This is a genomic window from Phaeobacter sp. G2, from assembly GCA_025163595.1.
Taxonomy (GTDB): Bacteria; Pseudomonadota; Alphaproteobacteria; order Rhodobacterales; family Rhodobacteraceae; genus Pseudophaeobacter.
This window is the reverse complement of record CP104104.1, coordinates 1-19,678: the sequence shown is the minus strand read 5'-3', so window position 1 is coordinate 19,678 and position 19,678 is coordinate 1. Positions and strand designations below refer to the sequence as shown.

Genomic DNA, 19,678 nt, shown 5'->3' with positions numbered 1-19,678 from the left:
ACATGGGCGTCACCGTACTGTTCCTCGTTTTCATCGGCGGCCTGATCGTTGGAATCCCCGTTGCCATCACGCTGGGCATTTCTTCGCTTGCCTATTTGCTTTTGTCGGGCATCCCCGCCGTCGTGATGCCGCAAAAGATGTATGCCGGCATGGATGTCTTCGTGCTGTTGTCCATTCCGGGCTTCATCCTGGCAGGCAATCTGATGAACCGCGGCGGAATCACACAGCGCATCATCCGCTTCGCCAATTCGCTGGTCGGCTGGATCAGGGGCGGCCTGGGTTTGACCAACATTGCGGCCTCCATGCTGTTCGGCGGCATCACCGGCACGGCCGTGGCCGACGCCGCCTCGATCGGGGGCGTCATGATCCCTGGTATGAAGAAGGCCGGCTATCCGGCTGATTTCTCCGCCGCTGTCACGGCTGCCTCCTCTACCGTGGGGCCGATCATTCCGCCATCCGTGCCGATGATCATCGTGGGGGCGCTGTCCGGCATATCCGTGGGGCAGATGTTTCTGGCCGGCGCCATTCCCGGCATCCTGATGGGTCTGGCGATGATGGTCACGGCCTACGTCATCTCCCGTCGCCGCAATTTCCCGCGCCAGCCGTGGCAAGGGTTCAAAGAGGTCGCAAAATCCTTCGCCGGGGCGTTCTGGGCGTTGGCGATGACGTTCCTGATCATCTACGGCTTGCTGTCCGGTCTTGCCACGCCGACCGAAACCGCCATCGTGGCGTCGGTCTATGCCTTCATCGTCGGCGCGTTCATCTACCGTGAATTGCCAGTCCGAGAACTCCCCGGCATCGTCGTCGAAAGTGGCACCTCCGCTGCAGGCATCTTGGCGCTCGTCGGGTTCGCCAACGTATTTGGCTGGATCCTGGTGTCGGAACGCATCCCGCAGACCATCGCGGACGGTGTACTCAGCTTCACCGACAATCGCTTCCTGGTCATTCTGCTGATCAACCTCCTGCTGCTGTTTGTTGGCATGTTCATGGAAACCATCGCCGCCCTTATCATCCTATTCGTACCGCTTCTGTCCCTGGCTGAAGCCGTCGGGATCGAACCATTGCACTTCGCTACCTTTGCAGTGCTGAACCTGATGATCGGCCTGACCACCCCGCCCGTCGGTGTCTGCCTTTTTGTTTGCGCGGGGATCGCACGGCTGCCGCTGATGCCGGTGGTCAAAGCAATCCTGCCGTTCCTGCTGACCAACATCGCGGTACTTCTGGCGGTGTCCTACATTCCTGCCCTGGCAACATGGTTGCCGTCCCTTCTGATAAAGTGAGGTTCCCGATGGAAACCCGAGTTTGCCGCCTCCATGGTCAGGACGATCTGCGCATCGAAACCGACGTCGTCGAGGAACCCAGCGAAGGTCAAGTCCTGCTGGCCATGGCGTCAGGCGGTATATGCGGGTCGGACATGCACTACCTGTCACAAGGCGGCATTGGCACGATCCGCGTGCGCGAACCGATCATTCTGGGACACGAAGCGTCTGGCCGCGTTTTGGCCGTGGGCCCGGGAGTCGACGGCTTGGCCGAAGGAGACGGTGTCGCCGTAAACCCCAGTCGCCCCTGCGGCACGTGCCCGTATTGCCTCGATGGGCTGACCATGCACTGCCTGAACATGCGGTTCAACGGATCGGCCATTCGTCTACCGCACGAACAGGGGTTATTCCGCACCCGAATAGTCGTGAGTGCCGCGCAATGCGTCAAGGTCCCCCCCGGGGCAGATCTTGGGGCCGTTGCCTGCGCCGAACCCCTTGCTGTGTGCCTGCACGCCGCCCGTATTGCGGGTGATCTCGCCGGCAAGCGGGTCCTGATCACCGGCGCGGGGCCCATCGGCGTTTTGTGCTCGGCAATCGCCGCAAAGGAAGGCGCGTTTGAAATCGTGGTGACCGACCTTCAGGACGAAGCTCTTGCGGTCTCGTCCCGAATGGGGGCGACGCGCTGCATCAACGTGATGCAAGACGCCGAAGCGATGACCGTGTTCGCTGCAGACAAGGGCCACTTCGATGTGGTTTTTGAATGCTCTGCGGCCGAACCCGCGATCCGATCCGCTATCGCGGCCTTGCGCCCGCGCGGGACGCTAGTGCAGGTCGGTGTCGCAGGCGACACACCGCTCCCTTTGAACGCGATCGTGGCAAAAGAGCTGCGCGTGCTGGGCACTTTCCGTTTCGACACCGAATTCGCTGAAGCGGTCGAAGCGATTGTCACGGGCCGGATCGACGTTCGCCCGATGATCACCCAGAATTTCCCGCTGGAGCAGGCACAGGAGGCCTTCCGTACCGCCACGGATCGTTCAAAGTCGGTGAAGGTGCACCTGATCCTGTCGGAGTAGCGAACCCTCGAGGTGAGCGATACTTGATCCGCGACTCGTGTCGGTGTCAGGTTAGGGGTGTCATCGCGTTTCCCCCACATTCTTTTCGCGGAAGACCTCGGCAGGGGTCTTCCACCCAAGACACTTCTGCCGTGTGTAGTTGAAGCGATCACAGATCACCTTCATATCGTGATCTGTGCAATGCCGGATGTCGCGCTTGCAGGGCAGCCACCTTTGAAGGCGTTGGTTTGTGTTCTCGACTGTGCCTTTCTGCAAAGGGCTGGACCTTTGCCTGCATCCAGCGCTCAATCTTGCGTCGTTCTGTGATACTCAGTTGTGTGTAGACGGCGCCCGTGCCGATTCCTCGCGTTAGGTAAGATGCTGTTTTCTAACAAGAGTCGTAGTTGGTGGTAGCGTGCACCCGACTACACACTTTAATCCAATAATCTGGATTATGTTACATTTCGACGCTAAACTGCCAGACTACAGTCCGTGGTGAGTTACGCTATCGACGCTGATGTACGTCTCACTTGGAAACTATCGATGCGGTCGGTTGGTAGATCCCAAATGAGAATTCCGTGGTTGTTCAACCCGTGATTGCACCCAAGATTAACGGAATCGGTAAAGTCCAAACTAAAAACTGCAACACCATCGCTCAAGTGTTTTGTGGTCACAGCTGCAGCAGATCTAAAACTCAGGCTCTGAAAGTGCGCCGTATCTTCGTCACGGAATAGTGCATCTCGATGCGTTGGCTGCCTGCCACCCGCAAATCTTTTAGGATCAGCATGCGGGTTTCATCAAGCTCCGCTTGAGATGGAGCATCAGAATACATCTGATCGTATGTGCAGCCGGGTGTATATGTCACTTTGTGTTTCCATTGTTGTTGCGTGAAAGGCTTGCTCTGTGCGACACAAATTCCCCAAGAGTTGGCATCCGCGCGACAGAGGGTACATCTCTTGCCTTCGATATGGTGCTGGTGAGATTGAGCGAAAAATCTGAAGCATATTTTTCGGCGCAACTCGATTTACGGTACCGAGAGGTGGCTGTTTTCACAAGAATTGGAACGCATTTACAACCACCCACTGAGCTAATGGGATGAACTGCCAAAGCTACCTTGAGCGGGATCGAGACAATCAGAACTATCAAGCGGGGTCACATCCGTCACAATGAGCCAAGCGTCAGAGGTGAGATCACCTTCATGGCCGACCTGTTCGATGTCGCGTAACCAAATGGGTCACTCAGGCAGACACTCGCCACCAACGAACTAATGCAACAGTCCCAAATTAAGGGGTCACGATCACCGGCAAAGACCGACCAATCCCAGCGTTACGAGCGCCGGGATTGGAACAGTCATTTACATCAATCCCAACAGCCGTGCGCCGTTGTTTTTGATGATGTCTTCGCGCAGCTCGTCCTTGATGTCGATCTGCTCAAAGGCGTTCAGCCAGCGCTCGGGGCTGATCATCGGCCAGTCCGAGCCAAACAACACCTTCTTCTTGAGGATGGAATTGCAGTAGCGCACCAGGATTGGCGGGAAGTATTTTGGCGACCAGCCCGACAGGTCGATGTAGACATTTGGCTTATGCTGGGCCACCGACAGCGCCTCTTCTTGCCAGGGGAAGGAGGGGTGCGCCAGGATGATTTTCATATCCGGGAAATCAACCGCCACATCATCCATATACATCGGGTTGGAGTATTTCAGCCGCATGCCATTGCCACCGGGCATGCCCGAGCCAACACCGGTCTGGCCGGTGTGAAACAGGGCGATACAGCCGTGCTCGGCCAGCACCTCATAGAACGGATAGGCCATGCGATCATTGGGGTAGAACCCCTGCATGGTGGGGTGGAATTTAAAGCCCTTGATGCCGTGTTCCTCGATCAGGCGGCGGGCTTCGCGCACCGCCATCTTGCCCTTCCAGGGATCAATCGAGGCAAAGGGGATCAGCACGTCATCGTTCTGCTTGACCAGCTCGATCACCTCATCGTTGGAATACCGGCGATAGCCAGTCTCGCGTTCGGCATCGACCGGAAAAATCACCGCCGCGATGTTTTGCTTGCGGTAATGTGCGGCGGTTTCCGGGATGGTGGGCGGGTGCTGCCATGGCGCGCCAAAATACTTGGCCATGGTGCTTTGCAATTCGTCATAGCCGTCATCCGCATGGCACCCACAGGATTCCTCAGCATGGGTATGAAAGTCGATTGCACGGACTTTGGAAATATCTACCATTTTGTTTCCTTTAGAGTTTTGCGATGCCGCTAGCCGCGTCATCATAAAGCCGTTTCAGCAGATTGGCGCGTCCCGTCAGCACCTTGCGGAAATTCAGGTTGCCCTTGGCGGTGACTTCACCCTCGGTCAGTGAGGCAGGCTCTGCCAGCACAATCGCCCGCACCACCCGCGTCGATGAGCCAGACACACGACCTGAACGTTCGTTCAGGCGGTGATGGATCTCGGACAGCAGTTTCGGGCAGGTCAGAGCGCCGTCTTCCTCTTCCAGTGTGAACCCAGCCGCTGCCAGCGCATCCCGGTCCGGGAAGATCATCAAGCCAATCTCATCGCGATCCTGCCCGGTGATCACCAGATCCGCTGCCAGCGGTGCCAGGCAGGCGAGCATTTCGATCCGCAGCCCTGCCGCGCGCACCCAGGTCCCGGTCAACAGTTTGAAGTCTTCGGAAATACGTCCATCAAACTTCATGCCCTTGTTCACATCGTCAGGATCGACAAAAACCATGGCGTCGCCGGTGATGAAATAGCCTTCATCATCAAAGGCTTCTTTGGTCTTTTGCGGATCTTGATAATAGCCCGGCATGATATTGGGGCCTTTGACCCGCACTTCGCAGCGCATGTCGGCATCCGGGATCAGCTTGGCGGTGACACCGTTCATCGGCACCCCAACAACGCCAGACCGGCCAATGGGTTCTTGCTGCATCATGGTGGCGGGGGCGGTTTCGGTCAGCCCCCAGGAGGATGTCATCAACGGCACTTCGCCTTTGATCTCTACCGCCATCTTCTCAAAGCTTTGCCAAACATCCTGCGGCAGCGAGGCCCCGGCGTAAAACAGCAGGTCCAGGTTTTCAAAGAACCGCTGACGCAAAGCCGCGTCCTTTTCCAGCGCGTCACGCAGCATGGCAAAGCCAACCGGCACGTTGAACACCAGGCTGCCTGTCACCATCGACAGGTTTTCCAGCGTACGGTCAAACAGGCCTTTGACCGGCTTGCCGTCGTCGATGTAAAAGCTGCCGCCGTTGGCCAGCATCATGTTGAAGTTATGCGAGCCGCCAAAGACATGGTTCCACGGCAGCCAGTCCACCACCCGCGGGGGGCGGTCACGTAAAAACGGCAGCCCGTCTGCCAGTTGGGTCTGGTTGACGCACATCATACGATGGGTCGTCAGCACCCCTTTGGGCGCCGAGGTTGAGCCCGATGTCATCAGGATCTTTGCCACGGTATCCGGGCCGACCTGCCCATTGGCTGCATCCAGGTCAACGCCGGCATCGCCCTGCAACAAGGCATCAAATGTCGTGACCGTTTCAATGCTGCCAGAACGGCTGGCGACGATCTCGACACCGTCCAGGGCGTCCAGTTTCAGGGCCTCGCCATACTGATCCGCATCCACCACATAGGCCATGGTCGGTTGCAGCAGCTCGATCGCCTGACGCAACCGCCCATGGGCGCCGTGAATCAGCGAATATTGTTCAGCCACCGGGGCCACAGGCACGCCGATATACTGCGCCGCCAGGGCCAAAAGCCCGTGATCCACCCCATTGCCGGACATGATCAGGATCGGCGTACCTGCGCCCATCCCCCGTGCCAGCAGCGACTGTGCGATCTGCCGCACCTTTTGCAAAGTGGTGCTATAACTTTCCTCGCGCCAGCCGGCACCGCTGCGCTCTGCCAGGAACACCCGATCCGGTGCCTCCTTGGCCCAGCGGTGCAACCAATCAGAGGTCTTGTCGACAACTGGTCCCAGGCCATGGTTTGAGCGCAACAGAATGGCGCCATCGGCGCGGTCTTCACGGGAAATCGAGTGACTGAGAAATTGCGACGTGCGTTTCATAAGCTAAGCTTTCCCTCTATTGGTCTCGATTGTTTTCAATGCGGCGATAACGATCTGACGCGTATCACCGTCAAGCTGCTGTAAAAGCTGCTCTTCGTGGGCGGTAACCGCAGCCACGGCTTTCTCATACAGCTGCCGCCCGGTGAGCGTCACCTTCAGGGCATAGGCGCGCCGGTCCGTTGGGACCCGGTCGCGAACAATCAGCTCGCGGCGCTCCAGCTCGTCGATTATCACCACCAGATTGGGGCGTTCCACATCCATGGCATCCGCCAGCTGCGACTGCCGCAGACCGGGGTTGTCCACAATCAGAACCAGCGCCGTATAGGTCAACATACGCAAATCAAAGGGTTTGAGCGTGCGCCCCAGATCGCTCTGAATGATGTTGAACGCCCGCTTCATGTGATAGCCCATGAACTGGCGCAGGGTGGCATCGCTGACATGGGTCACGTCCGATGTAACCACATCGGAGGATCCGCTCGCTTTTCCTTCAAGCTTTTTCATATCCTCACCGAAACTTTGGCGCGCGTTTTTCAAGAAAGGCTTTCAGGCCTTCTTCGGCGTCGGGGGTTGTCTGGGACAGGGCAGCGGCCAGGGATTCCGTGAACAATCCATCGCTTTGCGACATGTCATTGATCCGCGCAATCGACTGGATCATCAGATAGTTGGACAGCGGCGCATTGCGGGCAATCTTACCTGCAAGCTGCTGCGCCAGTGGCAGGGCTTCACCCTCGCCCACGGCATAATGGGTCAGCCCCAAAGCCAGGCCTTCTGCGGCATTGTATTTGCGACCCGTCAGCATCATTTCGGTCATGCGATCCGGCCCTAACAAGCGACCAACACGCGCCGTTGCGCCACCGCCGACAAAAATGCCCCGTCGCCCTTCGGGCAGTTGGAAAATTGTCGAGTCTTCGGCGATACGCACATGGGTCGATGAGGCAAGCTCCAGCCCGCCGCCGATGGCTGCACCAAAGATGGCCGACACCACGGCAAGCCCGCCAAACTGGATTTTCTCCATCACCGCATGCCAGTGGCGCGAGTGATACAGGTTTTCTTCGGCGGAGCGGTGAACATGTTCCGACAGATCCAACCCCGAGCAGAAATGCCCCGCAGTACCGGTCAGGATCACCACCCGCACCTCTTTGGGCGGCGCGGAAAAGAATGCGTCCAGGGCCATCAACAGCTCTTCGCACATGGCGTTGCGCTTGTCGGGGCGGTTCATGGTCAGCGTCGCGATTGTATCGGCGATCTCGATCTTCAGAATTGGGTCGCTCATTGTCGTTTCCTCAGCGTGGCGGCAGGCGCACGGCCCCGTCCAGACGAATTGTGGTCCCGTTCAAAAACGGGTTCGAAATGATCTGCTGGGCCAAAAGGGCATATTCTTCCGGGGCCCCCAACCGCGCGGGGAAGGGAATATTTGCGGTGATCTTTTCGGCGATTTCCGGCGGCAGCCCCTCCATCATCGGGGTCTGAAACAGCCCCGGTGCGATGGCCATGACGCGAATGCCAGACTGGGCAAATTCTCGCGCGGCAGGCAGACACATGGAGGCAATAGCCCCTTTTGACGCCGCATAGGCCGCCTGCCCCAGTTGACCATCTTCAAAGGCAACAGATGCGGTATTGATCACCACGCCGCGTTCGCCATCACCCAGCGGCTCCAGCTCGGCCATACGGCGCGCCGCGTGGCTCATCACATTGTAAGTGCCAAACAAATTGACCCGCAGGGTCTTTTCAAACACGTCAAAGGACAGTTTGCCTTCGCGCCCGACAATCCGCGCCGCCATGCCAACGCCGGCACAGCTGATCGCAATCCGGGGCACGCCGCCCAGCTGATCTATAGCGCTGTCCATGGCGGTACTTACCGCCGCCTCATCGCTAACATCCGCCTGCACCGCAACGCCGCCAATTTCAGCGGCGACCGCTTGGGCCCGGGTGAGATCATAATCCAGGATCGCCACCTTGGCCCCCTGCCCCGCCAACAGCCGCGCCGTCGCCGCCCCAAGACCGCTGCCGCCACCTGTCACTAACGCAATTTGTCCGTCAATCCGCATTTATCGCCTCCCTGCTAACCCCTAAGGGTCAAACGCTCCCTGCACTCAACGTGAGTCTCCATAATGATTATACATCATAATCATTATAGTCAAACATTGAGAAGAGCCTCAAACTGGGAACTCAACCTGAACAGCCGACGGGACGCGCCCAGCCTAAGTGCTGGGGGAGCGGAACACCCCATCAAAGAAGCTGCTCAGCTGGGCATGTGCATCAAGCGGCAGCACATGGGCGACATACTGATCTGGCCGTACCACAACCATGCAGCCCGCCTCGCGATCAACACCGCGCATCTCGAATATATCCCCGGCGTCTTTGTGATCGACACAAAAGATCTTCTCGTGGTCCTGTAGGCCCAGCTTGCCCGTGCAGGGTTTCAGGATCTCGGGCATCTGCTGGTCCAGTAGCGCATCAAAGCCCTGCTGGAAGATGGCGCGCAGGTCGATCACTGCATCAATGTCCTCCTCCGGGCGGCGGTACTTTTGCGCAGCCGAGTCAGGGTCATTCATCAACCACTCACACAGCCGATACAGATCGGACCCTGCGGCGCTGTCCTGGCCCGCAAAGGCATAGATCCGCCAGCGGCCATCGGCCTCCGCCACGTGGCCCAGCTGCATCTGCATGGCATCAGCCACCCGAACCACCGGGGCAGAGTGAAAGCGGCGTCCGATCTCAAACCCCGTTGCCAGAGCCTGATGAGTCTCATGCCCTGTCAGCGCTGAGGCATCATATTTCACCGCCAACCCGCCGGTGAACTCCAGGTTCTCGACGAACTGTTTCTGAAACCGTGGCATGTCGCCACTGTCGAGCTCGGACTCTCCGGCAGGCGCCGACATGATCCGCGCCCATTGATGATCCGTCTCGATCAGCCGCTTTGCCTCGACCCAACGTTCAGCCGAATAGCTGCGCAACAGGCTGGGATCCGAGCGCCCCTTGAAGACCTGCATCAGTTTCCAGCCGAGGTTAAAACTGTCCTGCATCGAGACGTTCATCCCCTGCCCGGCCTTGGGGCTATGGGTGTGGCAGGCATCCCCGGCGGTAAAGACCCGTGGGTTCCGGTCCTGCCCCGCAGGCACATCGTCAAACCGGTCGGTCAGCCGGTGGCCGATCTCGTAAATGGACCACCAGACCACCTCTTTCACGTCGATACTGTAGGGCTGCATGATCCTGTTCGCCGCTTCGATCATGTGATCGGCGGTAAAGTTGCGGCTGGAAACACGTTCATCCGGGTTCAGCTTGTCCAGCTCCACATACATGCGAAACAGATAGCCGCCCTCGCGGGGCAGGATCAGGATATTGCCCTCTGTCGCCGAGGTGATCAGGCATTTCTGCCGCACATCCGGAAAGTCGGTATTGGCCAGAATGTCCATCACGCCCCAGGCCTGATGGGCCGCATCGCCGTGCAGCTCGCCCCCAATCGCACGGCGCACCTTCGAGCGCGCCCCATCACAGCCCACCACATAATTGGCCCGGACCGTTTTGGTCTCACCGGCGTTGATACCGGTGTTTTCCAGCGTAACCGTAACCGGATGATCGCTGGTCGTTGGGTCAATCTCCAGATCGCGGACCGCCCAGGAATAATCAGGCTCCAGCCGGGTTGGGGCGTTTTTCATCACCTCCAGGAACAATTCATGTACCCGCGCCTGGTTGATCAGGGTATGTGGCATCTCCGATGAGCCCTCGGGCACATCCTGCACCCGGCCAATACGGCTGATATGCGCCGGGTTCCTGGGGTCCGGCGACCAGAAAGCCGTCTGGTTGACCCAGTAGCTTTCCCGCTTGACCGTTTCGGCAAAGCCAAAGGCCTGAAACATCTCCATGGTGCGGGTATTGACCCCATCGGCCTGTCCCTTTTCGATGGGACCGGGTTTGGGATCTACAATCATGGTTTTGATTTCGGGCGCCTGCGCCAACTGCGCCGCCAGGCACAGCCCCGCCGGACCGCAGCCGGCAATCAGCACATCGACCCGGTCCGGCAGCGCCTCATAGGCCCCCCGCGCGCGCAGATCAGCTGCCGTGGGTTTTACATCCGGATTGCCGCCTCGAAAGCCTTCTTTGTAAAACTGCATTGCCATGCTCCTTCAATATGAACCCACGCCTCCTGGCGTTGCTGCAATTAGTATCTATGCTTACTATATTGAGTCAAGAAATTAGTATGTACACTTCCTATCATCCAGACCTCAGCTGTATTACACAGGAAAGAGCGCTTGAGAGCAGAAGGAACAGGCGATGCGAGTACAGAATATGGCGGGCCACCTGATCCGCAGGCTGAACCAGGTCTCCACCCATATCTTTGCAAAACAGATGCAGGCGACCGGCTACGACCTGACACCGGTTCAGTTTGCGGCCATGGATGCCATTGCCTCCTGCCCCGGCATCGACCAGGCAGGCGTCGCGGCCAAGATCGCCTATGACCGTGCCACCATTGGCGGGGTGATCGACCGATTGGATCAAAAAGGCTATGTCACCCGCAGCGTCAGCGCGCGCGACCGGCGCGCCCGCGAGGTGCGGCTCACCGAAAAAGGCCAGGGGCTATTTGAAGAGGTTCTGCCGCTGGTGGAACAGATGCAGGGAGAAATGCTGCAGGCGCTGACACCACAAGAGCACGCGGCCTTTCTGGATCTGGCGCGCAAGGCGCTAGGCAAATCAGCCCCTGATTTACCCTAGGGCCCCACGTTGCCCTGTGCCCCTGGTCCATCGCCAAACAAAAACGGCCCCCGATACGGGAGCCGCTTTTTAATTACTTTCCTAGGCAGCTTAGCCGCCAAAATCATCCAGCATGATGTCTTCACGGTCGACACCAAGGTCGAGCAGCATGTTGATCACCGACTGGTTCATGATCGGCGGACCACACATGTAGAACTCGCAGTCTTCTGGCGCTGGGTGGTTTTTCAGGTACTCTTCAAACAGCACGTTATGGATAAACCCGGTGTAGCCGGTCCATTCATCCTCTGGCATCGCATCCGACAGGGCCACGTGCCAATCAAAGTTGTCAAACTCCGCTGCCAGGGTGTCGAAGTCCTCAACAAAGAACATCTCTTTCTTGGAGCGTGCACCATACCAGAAGCTGATCTTGCGATCGCGGTTTTCCAGCCGTTTGAGCTGGTCAAAGATATGGCTGCGCATGGGCGCCATACCGGCACCGCCACCGATAAAGACCATCTCTTTTTGCGTGTCGCGGGCAAAGAATTCGCCAAAGGGACCAGAGATGGTGACCTTGTCGCCGGGCTTGAGGTTGAAGATGTAGCTCGACATCATGCCCGCAGGGATGCCCTCAGACCCGGGGGGTGGTGAGGCAACCCGGACATTGAGCATGATCATGCCCTTTTCATCCGGGTAGTTGGCCATGGAATAGGCGCGCTCAACCGGCTCAGACACAACCGATTCATACTGCCAGAGGTTAAAGCGATCCCAATCGGCGCGGTAGTCTTCTTCGATGTCAAAGTCGGTGTACTTCAGCGCATGGGCCGGGGCTTCGATCTGGATGTAGCCCCCCGCGCGGAAATTCACATCCTCGCCTTCGGGCAGATCCAGAATAAGCGCCTTGATGAAGGTGGCGACATTTTCATTGGAACGCACGGTGCATTCCCATTTTTTGACACCAAAGACCTCTTCGGGCACTTCCACTTCCATGTCCTGCTTGACCGCAACCTGACAGGACAGACGGTCACCACAACCGGCCTCACGCTTGGTGATATGACCTTCCTCGGTTGGCAGGATCGACCCGCCCCCGGAATGCACGCGCACCCGACACTGGGCACAGGTGCCACCACCGCCACAGGCCGAAGGCACAAACAGTTTTTCCGCCGCCAGGGTTTGCAGCAGCTTACCGCCGGCCGGGACTGAGATGGTTTTCTCGCCGTTGATGGTGATGTTCACATTGCCGGTGGAAACCAGCTTGGAACGGGCCGCGATGATGATGCTGACAAGCGCCAGAACGATCAGGGTAAAAAGGACAATGCCAAGTCCAAAAGTAGCCATTGTGCCAGCCCCTTACAGTTTCACGCCACTGAAGGACATGAAGGCCATAGCCATCAGTCCCGCAGTGATGAAGGTGATGCCAAGACCCTGCAGACCATCAGGAATGTCAGAATATTTCAGCTTTTCGCGCACACCAGCCATGGCGGTGATCGCCAGTGCCCAGCCAAACCCGGAGGAGATGCCATAGGTCGCCGCCTCGGCAAAGCCGTAGTCGCGTTCCACCATGAAGAGCGAACCACCCAGGATGGCGCAGTTCACGGTGATCAGCGGCAGGAAGATCCCCAGCGCGTTGTAGAGCGGCGGGAAGTATTTGTCCAAAACCATCTCTAGGATCTGCACCAGTGCGGCGATGACGCCGATATAGGAAATCAGCCCCAGAAAGGTCAGATCCACATCGGGAAATCCGGCCCAGCCCAGGGCGCCGGGCGCCAGCAGGTAGGTCAGGATCAGGTTGTTGGCCGGCACGGTAATGGCCTGCACGATCATCACCGAAATCCCCAGACCAATGGCGGTGGAGATTTTCTTGGAAACGGCGATGAAGGTACACATGCCGAGAAAGAAAGAGAGGGCCAGGTTCTCAACAAAGATCGCCTTGACCGCGAGAGAGAGGAGCGCTTCCATCAGTGGGCCTCTACGACTTGAATTTTATGTTCACGCTCTTCCACCTGTTCCGGCTTCCAGGTGCGGAAGGCCCAGATCAAAAGACCGATGATGAAAAAGGCCGAAGGCGGCAGCAACAGCATCCCGTTTGGCACATACCAGCCACCGTTGTTCACGGTTTCCAGAATGGTGACCCCAAACAGCGAGCCAGAGCCAAACAGCTCGCGGAAAAAGCCGACCAGCATCAGGATCAGACCATAGCCCAAACCGTTGCCGATGCCGTCGATAAAGGAGGCGACTGGCGGGTTCTTCATGGCAAAGGCTTCGGCCCGGCCCATGACGATACAGTTGGTGATGATCAGACCCACAAAAACCGACAGGGTTTTGGAGATCTCAAAGGCATAGGCCTTGAGCACCTGATCCACCAGGATCACCAAGGACGCGATAATCACCATCTGCACAATAATGCGGATCGAGCTGGGGATCTGGTTACGCAGCACCGAAATGAACATGGACGAAAACGCCGTCACCAGCGTCACCGCGAGGGTCATCACCAGCGCCACCTTGAGCGAGGAGGTCACCGCCAGGGCGGAACAGATGCCAAGCACCTGCAGGGTGATCGGGTTATTGTCGACCAATGGGTCGAGCAGCATTTCCCTACGTGTCTGGGACATCAGATATCTCCTGCTTTGAGATTGGCAAGGAACGGCGCATACCCGGTTTCGCCCATCCAGAAACGCACCAGATTGTCGACACCAGCCGAGGTCAGCGTTGCACCGGACAGGGCGTCCACATGGAACTCTTTGCCAGCGGCGGGCGCGGTTTTGGCCACGGTGATTTGCAGCTCACCCGACTCATCCGTCAGCTGTTTGCCCTTCCACAGAGCCTTCCAGCGGGGGTTGTCCACCTCGGCGCCCAGACCGGGGGTTTCGGCGTGGCTATAGAACTGCAGGCCAAAGATGTCATTGCCGTTTTCTTCCACCGCGATAAAGCCATAGAGCGTCGACCACAGACCATAGCCATGCAGCGGCAGGATCACCTTGTCGATCTCGCCCGCGTCATCCTTCAGCAGGTAGACAGTCATGTATTTGGACTGCCGCCCGATCGAGGCCGGATCCTCCTCCAACGCAATCGAGGTCGCCGGATCATCCGCCGCGGCGCGGTCATCAAAAGTCGCCACATCGAAGTCTTCGGTAAACCGGCCAGTGGCCAGCTCCAGAACATGCGGTTCAAAGGAGGCGCCAAAGGCCTCTGTCACATTAACGCCGGGCTGATACAGGCCCGCGACCTGCAGAATATTGATCTGCTTGTCTTTCAGCTTGTTGGCTTCCTGCGTCGGGCGCAGAGCCACCGCCGCCGCCGAAACGATCATCGAGGCACAGAGGCAGAGCGCCACAGCGACAAACAGGGTTTTTCCGGTTGAATCAGGCGAGGCCTCAAGGAAGCGCTGGATCGCGCCTTTTTTGGTTTGCTCAGACATGACGCTTCGCTCTCCGTTTGATATTGGCCTGCACGACAAAGTAGTCGATCAGCGGCGCAAAGACGTTGCCGAACAGGATGGCCAGCATCATGCCTTCGGGGAAGGCCGGGTTGATCACCCGGATCATCACCACCATGAAGCCAATCAGCGCGCCATAGATATAGCGACCCATATTGGTGTGGCTGGCCGAAACCGGCTCGGTGACCATAAAGACCATGCCAAAGGCAAAACCACCGGTGACCAGATGCCAGTACCAGGGCATGGCAAACATCGGATTGCTGTCAGACCCAATCGCATTCAGCAGCAGCGAGAAACCCACCATGCCCGCCATGCAACCAATGATCAGACGCCAGTTGGCGATCTTGGTCACCAAGAGGAAGGCCAGACCGATCAGGCAAGCCAGGGTTGAGGTTTCCCCAAAGGAGCCCTGAATAGTGCCGATAAAGGCATCCATCCACTCAACCCCGTTGGCCGCCAGCTGGTCAAACCCGGACGAGGCAGACACCGACAGCGCAGTGGCGCCGGAAAATCCGTCAACAGGCGTCCAGATGCTGTCACCGGACATATAGGCCGGATAGGCAAAATACAGAAAGGCCCGCCCGGTCAGTGCCGGGTTGAGGAAGTTCTTACCCGTGCCGCCAAAGACCTCTTTGCCGATCACAACGCCAAAGGAAATGCCCAAGGCCACCTGCCACAGCGGAATGCTGGCCGGCACAATCAGAGCATAAAGCATCGAGGTCACCAGGAAGCCTTCGTTGACCTCATGGCCGCGCACCGTGGCAAAGATCACTTCCCAGATGCCGCCAACCACCAGTGTGGTGATATAGATCGGCAGGAAATACAGCAGACCATGCGCCATATTGACCAGCGGATTGCTGGGATCAAAGCCGATGCCAAGGAATTCCAGAACGGCGACGCGCCAGCCCGTGGCCTCGTAGGCGCCAAGCGCGGTGTTGACCTGCAGGCCAGTGTTATAAAGGCCAAACAGAATGCAGGGGATCGTTGCGATGACCACATAGGTCATGATCCGCTTCATATCGATATACGACCGCGCATGGGGTGCTGCGGTGGTGACCGTCTTTGGTGTGTAGAGGAAGCTTTCCACCATCTCATAGATGGGGAACAGTTTCTCCCACTTGCCGCCCTTGGTAAAGTTCGGCTCGATGCGGTCAAAAAAGTTACGGAGACCCAAGAGACTATCCCTCCTTTTCGATCTTCGTCAGACTGTCGCGCAGCGCCAGTCCGTATTCGTATTTTGCCGGGCAGGCAAAGCCGACCAGCCCGAGATCTTCTTCGTCCAGTTCCAGCGCTCCCAGCGCCTGGGCCTGGTCGGTATCCATCACCAAAAGCGCACGCAAAAGCTGCGTTGGCAGATAGTCCTGCGGCATCAGCTGCTCAAAGGTGCCGGTGGGCACCATGGCGCGACGTCCGCCATTGAGGTTCGATGTCAGCGCATAGAGCTTGTTCGAGAACAGCGATCCCAGCACTGGCTGCACCGCATATTTGCTCGCCATCGGGCGAATCCAGCCCATGGGGATCTGTTTGTGATCTTCTTCGATCACGGTGATCTGACGCGCGTAGCGACCCAGATAGCCATCGGCCCCCTGGCCCGCACGACCCGACAGGATCGACCCGGAAATCACCCGTGGCGCCACCGAGCTGTCCAGCTCACCGGCCAGCAGATCCGCCATCGAGGCACCAACAGTGGTCCGCACCAGACGTGGCTTGCTCACCAGCGGTCCCGACAGGGCAACAATGCGTTCGGCACTCACCACAGCTGTGTTCAGCAAACGGCCAATGGCAATCACATCCTGATAGCCAATGCTCCAGACGGTTTTGGTGGAGGTGGGGGGCTCGATGAAATGCATATGGGTGCCAGCCAGACCCGCAGGATGCGGTCCGTCAAAGCCAACAACCTCAACCCCATCGGCGCTGGGGATAGACGCATCGCCAGATTGGCAAAGATAGGAGTTGCCTTCGCTCAGCATGGCAATGGCCTTGAGCCCCGCCGCAAAGTCATCCGCCGCCTGATTGATGATGACGCTGGCATCCGCCGCCAGGGGTTCTGATTCCATCGCCGTCACATAGATCGCCGCCGGGCGGCTATCGGATGCGGGCACCTTGGAATAGGGCCGGGTGCGGAACGAAGTCCACAGACCCGCCGCACACAGGCGCTCAGCCAGGCCTTCAGCGGTGGAGACATCTCCCACCGATGAGAAATCGACTGGCTCTGCCGCAGTGGCGTCCACTTCGATCTCGACGCTGACCAGCACCCGGCGGGCGCCACGGTTCACCGCTTTGACCCGACCCGACACAGGTGAGACCACCTGCACATCAGGCGTATCCTTATGGGCAAAGACCGGGGCGCCGGCAGCGATCACATCGCCTTCCTGCACCGCGAGACGGGGTTTCAAACCTAGGTAGTCGCTGCCCAGCAAGGCAACGGTCCTGACTGCGGGACCATCGTGAATTTCCTGCGCGGGGGCGCCCGCTACCGGAAGTTCGAGTCCTTTTCGTAGCTTGTAATGCCGCAACTCTATCTCTTCTTCTTGTGCTGTCGGTCAGAACCAACATCTCTGGGCCGTTTGTTCGGATTCGACCTGCAAATAGTCTGATCTGGACCAAGTTCCCACCGGGAAAAATGAAAAAGCGCGTTTCCGTACCATTTCAGACCATATCCAACCTTGATTGACAGGGCCGCGAATAGCGTACAATAGAAGGGCGTTTCAAGGGTAGGTGGATAAATGGCACGTCTCTTTCTTGTCGCTATGATGTTTTTTGTAGCAGCCTGCAAATCAGATCCCGTCACGCTGACCTTCAGCGGCGAGACCATGGGCACAACCTACACCATCGTGGCAATCGACAAAACGGCGGATCTGTCGTCGGATGCGCTGCAAACCAGCATCACCGCGGCACTGACAAAAGTGAACAGCCAGATGTCGAACTGGGATCCAAACTCCGAGATTTCCCGGTTCAACGCAGAGCCCTCCACCGATCCCATTGCGATCTCGCCCGAACTGGCCAACGTTGTGGCCGCGGCAAATGCGATCCACCAGAAAAGCGAGGGCTTGTTTGATGTGACCCTTGGCCCGCTGATCGAAATCTGGGGCTTTGGTGCCCGCACCCCCGACAGCCCGGTGCCCACAGAAACGGCCATTGCCGCAGCCATGCAACAGGTCGGGCAGGCCAAAATCCTGTCGCTGTCGCAGGATCCCCTGACCCTGCGCAAAAGCCTGCCGCAGACCTCGGTCTATCTGGCCGCCATTGCCAAGGGCTACGGCGTCGATCAGGTTGCCGCCGTTTTGGCCGAGGCTGGTATCACCGACTATATGGTGGAAATTGGCGGCGATCTGGTCACTGCCGGGCTGAACCCCAATGGCGAAGCCTGGCGCATTGGCATCGAACGCCCCGATGCCGCCAGCCAGACCATTGAGGAAATTGTCGATGTCTCGGGGCTTGGCATGGCCACCTCGGGGGATTACCGCAACTATTTTGAACAGGATGGCATCCGCTATTCCCACATCATTGACGGTGTCACCGGCCGCCCCATCACCCATGGCACCGCCTCGGTGACGGTGCTGGCAGAAAACGCCATGATGGCCGATGGCTGGGCCACCGCACTGCTGGCACTGGGTCAGGACCGCGGGCTCAAGATCGCCGAAACCGAAGGCCTCGCGGTTTTGTTCATTGCACGCCGAGCCGATTCCGGTGAGACAGGGTTCGCAACCACCACCAGCTCGCAGTTTTCCAAGCTGCAAGCCAAGCAATAAGGGCAGATCTTGATGGCCACATTCCTTTTTACCTTTGGGCTTTTGGCACTGATCATGCTGGGCATGTCACTGGGCGTTCTGCTGATGGGCAAAACCATCAAGGGCAGCTGCGGTGGGTTGAACGCCATTTCCGGCGCTGACAAATGTGTGGTCTGCAGCAAGGACATCGACCCCAACAGCCCGCTGCGCGACAAGCTGCAGTGTAAACGCGCCCGCAAAATGGTCGAACAGATGGAAGCCGAGATGCGCGCAGATGGTCAGACCGGCAGCTGAGCCTTCAAACAGACAGCAGATCTAAGACAGTCAGGACGCGGGCGGCCCAATCGGTCGCCCTTTTGTTGTGCCTGATGCGCCGCTTAGCCCGGCGCCATCGGGACAAAACCCAGTGTCAGCAGCGCCGCCGCCGCAATCAGGCCAAATAGCCACAGCTGCCAGCGCGGCCCCTCAGCCTTCCAGACCCGGCGATAGCGGTTGCCCGCCAGCACCGCCAGAAAAATCAAAATCGTGGCGCTCAGCGGCGTCAGTGTGATCTGCGAGGCAAGCAAGGTATTCCCCCAAAGGCAATTTGTCGTCTAAGCTGCCCTAAGGCATATCGTCTGTCGATCTGCATGACACAGCACAGGACCAATAGACAACCAGGCGCAGCAACAACAGGGAGCATTTCAACATGCCAAGTTCGTATCAGTCCCCCAGTCGCGGGGATCAGGCCAAAAAGACAAGCCACAGCCAGTCCGTTGAAAGCAATATCTCGCATGAGACAGCAACAGTCGAACAGCTGATCAGCAAAAAGGGTGGCACCACCTATACGATCTCGTCCTCCGATACGCTCAGCACCGCTGTCTCGGTGTTGCGCGACCGACGCATTGGCGCCCTGCTGGTCACTGGAACAGATGGCCAGCTGGAAGGCATTCTGTCAGAGCGCGACATCGTGCGCAAACTGGCGGAAACGCCGGGGCAAACCCTGCCACAGACCGTGGGTGAGAACATGACCGCCAAGGTAGAAACCTGCGCTCCTTCTGATGTTCTGGTCACTGTCCTGCGCCGCATGAACGAAGGTCGTTTCCGCCACATGCCCGTGGTTGAGGATGGCAAGCTATGTGGCATGCTGACCATTGGCGATGTGGTGAACTACCGCCTGAATGAGTTGGAATATGAAGCGTTGCAACTCAAGCAGATGATTGTCGGCTAAAACACCCTGGCCTTTTGTCCCACGGGGCCGAAGGCCAGCCACCTGTGGCCCGCCCGGTCCTCTGATCTGACACGCGATCTTTGGATGCCTAGGCTCTGGGCCCATAAATCTTACGTGCTCAGTTTGACAGATTTTTTCGCTGGTTAGGAGCATCTGCGCAGGAATAGTGGTACTATTTCAATCAGATGTGACGCGTCCAGCGGGAAAATCCGTCAAACCCGAAGGGCGGCTATTTCACTTCATTTC

The 19,678-nt window shown here is 58.2% G+C and carries 19 protein-coding genes and 1 pseudogene; 6 read left to right on the top strand and 14 right to left on the bottom strand.

Annotated features, from left to right (window positions below):
- Nucleotides 1-2 precede the first annotated feature (2 nt).
- Together N1037_21960 and N1037_21955 are read left to right on the top strand one after the other, a co-directional pair.
- On the top strand, nucleotides 3-1,280 hold the full coding sequence (locus N1037_21960; protein ID UWS81900.1) for a TRAP transporter large permease: 1,278 nt from the start codon (nucleotides 3-5) through the stop codon (nucleotides 1,278-1,280).
- An 8-nt stretch (nucleotides 1,281-1,288) separates the two neighbouring features.
- Nucleotides 1,289-2,332, top strand: coding sequence for an L-idonate 5-dehydrogenase (locus N1037_21955; GenBank protein UWS81899.1), 1,044 nt, complete (start codon nucleotides 1,289-1,291; stop codon nucleotides 2,330-2,332).
- A 60-nt stretch (nucleotides 2,333-2,392) separates the two neighbouring features.
- On the opposite strand, the pseudogene N1037_21950 reads toward N1037_21955, so the two are convergent.
- From N1037_21950 to N1037_21920, 7 genes and pseudogenes are all read right to left on the bottom strand, one after another.
- Nucleotides 2,393-2,593: pseudogene (locus tag N1037_21950) on the bottom strand (IS30 family transposase).
- 1,072 nt (nucleotides 2,594-3,665) lie between these two features.
- A complete protein-coding gene (locus tag N1037_21945; GenBank protein ID UWS81898.1) occupies nucleotides 3,666-4,538 on the bottom strand; it encodes an amidohydrolase family protein in 873 nt (290 codons plus the stop codon).
- Between the two features lie 10 nt (nucleotides 4,539-4,548).
- The gene (locus N1037_21940) at nucleotides 4,549-6,366 is read right to left on the bottom strand and encodes a feruloyl-CoA synthase (protein UWS81897.1); all 1,818 of its coding nucleotides are present in this window, start codon (nucleotides 6,364-6,366) and stop codon (nucleotides 4,549-4,551) included.
- Between the two features lie 3 nt (nucleotides 6,367-6,369).
- Complete coding sequence (locus tag N1037_21935; protein UWS81896.1) at nucleotides 6,370-6,867, bottom strand: MarR family transcriptional regulator; 498 nt, start codon at nucleotides 6,865-6,867, stop codon at nucleotides 6,370-6,372.
- A gap of 4 nt (nucleotides 6,868-6,871) precedes the next feature.
- Nucleotides 6,872-7,639, bottom strand: coding sequence for a crotonase/enoyl-CoA hydratase family protein (locus tag N1037_21930; GenBank protein UWS81895.1), 768 nt, complete (start codon nucleotides 7,637-7,639; stop codon nucleotides 6,872-6,874).
- 10 nt (nucleotides 7,640-7,649) lie between these two features.
- Nucleotides 7,650-8,414 carry an SDR family NAD(P)-dependent oxidoreductase gene (locus N1037_21925; GenBank protein ID UWS81894.1) on the bottom strand — a complete coding sequence of 255 codons (765 nt, stop codon included), beginning with the start codon at nucleotides 8,412-8,414 and terminating at the stop codon, nucleotides 7,650-7,652.
- A gap of 153 nt (nucleotides 8,415-8,567) precedes the next feature.
- Complete coding sequence (locus N1037_21920; protein ID UWS81893.1) at nucleotides 8,568-10,481, bottom strand: FAD-dependent monooxygenase; 1,914 nt, start codon at nucleotides 10,479-10,481, stop codon at nucleotides 8,568-8,570.
- 160 nt (nucleotides 10,482-10,641) lie between these two features.
- Here N1037_21920 and N1037_21915 point away from each other — a divergent pair, with 160 nt between their 5' ends.
- Nucleotides 10,642-11,079: a MarR family transcriptional regulator gene (locus tag N1037_21915; GenBank protein ID UWS81892.1), complete on the top strand. Its 438-nt coding sequence runs from the start codon at nucleotides 10,642-10,644 to the stop codon at nucleotides 11,077-11,079.
- Between the two features lie 90 nt (nucleotides 11,080-11,169).
- Here N1037_21915 and nqrF read toward each other — a convergent pair whose 3' ends face one another.
- From nqrF to N1037_21885, 6 genes are read right to left on the bottom strand one after another with little or no spacing between them, the layout of a single operon-like run.
- Nucleotides 11,170-12,393, bottom strand: coding sequence for an NADH:ubiquinone reductase (Na(+)-transporting) subunit F (nqrF, locus tag N1037_21910; protein UWS81891.1), 1,224 nt, complete (start codon nucleotides 12,391-12,393; stop codon nucleotides 11,170-11,172).
- A gap of 12 nt (nucleotides 12,394-12,405) precedes the next feature.
- Nucleotides 12,406-13,014, bottom strand: a complete 609-nt coding sequence (gene nqrE, locus N1037_21905) for an NADH:ubiquinone reductase (Na(+)-transporting) subunit E (GenBank protein UWS81890.1) — start codon at nucleotides 13,012-13,014, stop codon at nucleotides 12,406-12,408.
- Nucleotides 13,014-13,667 (bottom strand): NADH:ubiquinone reductase (Na(+)-transporting) subunit D, encoded by a 654-nt coding sequence (locus N1037_21900; protein ID UWS81889.1) that lies wholly within the window; start codon nucleotides 13,665-13,667, stop codon nucleotides 13,014-13,016. The genes nqrE and N1037_21900 overlap by 1 nt, the downstream gene beginning before the upstream one ends.
- Nucleotides 13,667-14,473 (bottom strand): Na(+)-translocating NADH-quinone reductase subunit C, encoded by an 807-nt coding sequence (locus tag N1037_21895; protein ID UWS81888.1) that lies wholly within the window; start codon nucleotides 14,471-14,473, stop codon nucleotides 13,667-13,669. Before N1037_21895 ends, N1037_21900 begins: the two co-directional genes overlap by 1 nt.
- Nucleotides 14,466-15,665 (bottom strand): NADH:ubiquinone reductase (Na(+)-transporting) subunit B, encoded by a 1,200-nt coding sequence (locus N1037_21890; protein ID UWS81887.1) that lies wholly within the window; start codon nucleotides 15,663-15,665, stop codon nucleotides 14,466-14,468. Before N1037_21890 ends, N1037_21895 begins: the two co-directional genes overlap by 8 nt.
- 4 nt (nucleotides 15,666-15,669) lie before the next feature.
- Nucleotides 15,670-17,007, bottom strand: coding sequence for a Na(+)-translocating NADH-quinone reductase subunit A (locus tag N1037_21885; GenBank protein UWS81886.1), 1,338 nt, complete (start codon nucleotides 17,005-17,007; stop codon nucleotides 15,670-15,672).
- Between the two features lie 210 nt (nucleotides 17,008-17,217).
- Between N1037_21885 and N1037_21880 the strand changes: the two genes are divergently transcribed.
- Nucleotides 17,218-18,243 carry an FAD:protein FMN transferase gene (locus tag N1037_21880; protein UWS81885.1) on the top strand — a complete coding sequence of 342 codons (1,026 nt, stop codon included), beginning with the start codon at nucleotides 17,218-17,220 and terminating at the stop codon, nucleotides 18,241-18,243.
- A gap of 12 nt (nucleotides 18,244-18,255) precedes the next feature.
- Nucleotides 18,256-18,516: a (Na+)-NQR maturation NqrM gene (nqrM, locus tag N1037_21875; GenBank protein UWS81884.1), complete on the top strand. Its 261-nt coding sequence runs from the start codon at nucleotides 18,256-18,258 to the stop codon at nucleotides 18,514-18,516.
- Nucleotides 18,517-18,599: 83 nt separating this feature from the next.
- Here nqrM and N1037_21870 read toward each other — a convergent pair whose 3' ends face one another.
- Nucleotides 18,600-18,788, bottom strand: a complete 189-nt coding sequence (locus tag N1037_21870; GenBank protein UWS81883.1) for a hypothetical protein — start codon at nucleotides 18,786-18,788, stop codon at nucleotides 18,600-18,602.
- Nucleotides 18,789-18,910: 122 nt separating this feature from the next.
- Here N1037_21870 and N1037_21865 point away from each other — a divergent pair, with 122 nt between their 5' ends.
- Complete coding sequence (locus tag N1037_21865) at nucleotides 18,911-19,432, top strand: CBS domain-containing protein (protein UWS81882.1); 522 nt, start codon at nucleotides 18,911-18,913, stop codon at nucleotides 19,430-19,432.
- Nucleotides 19,433-19,678: the final 246 nt, after the last annotated feature.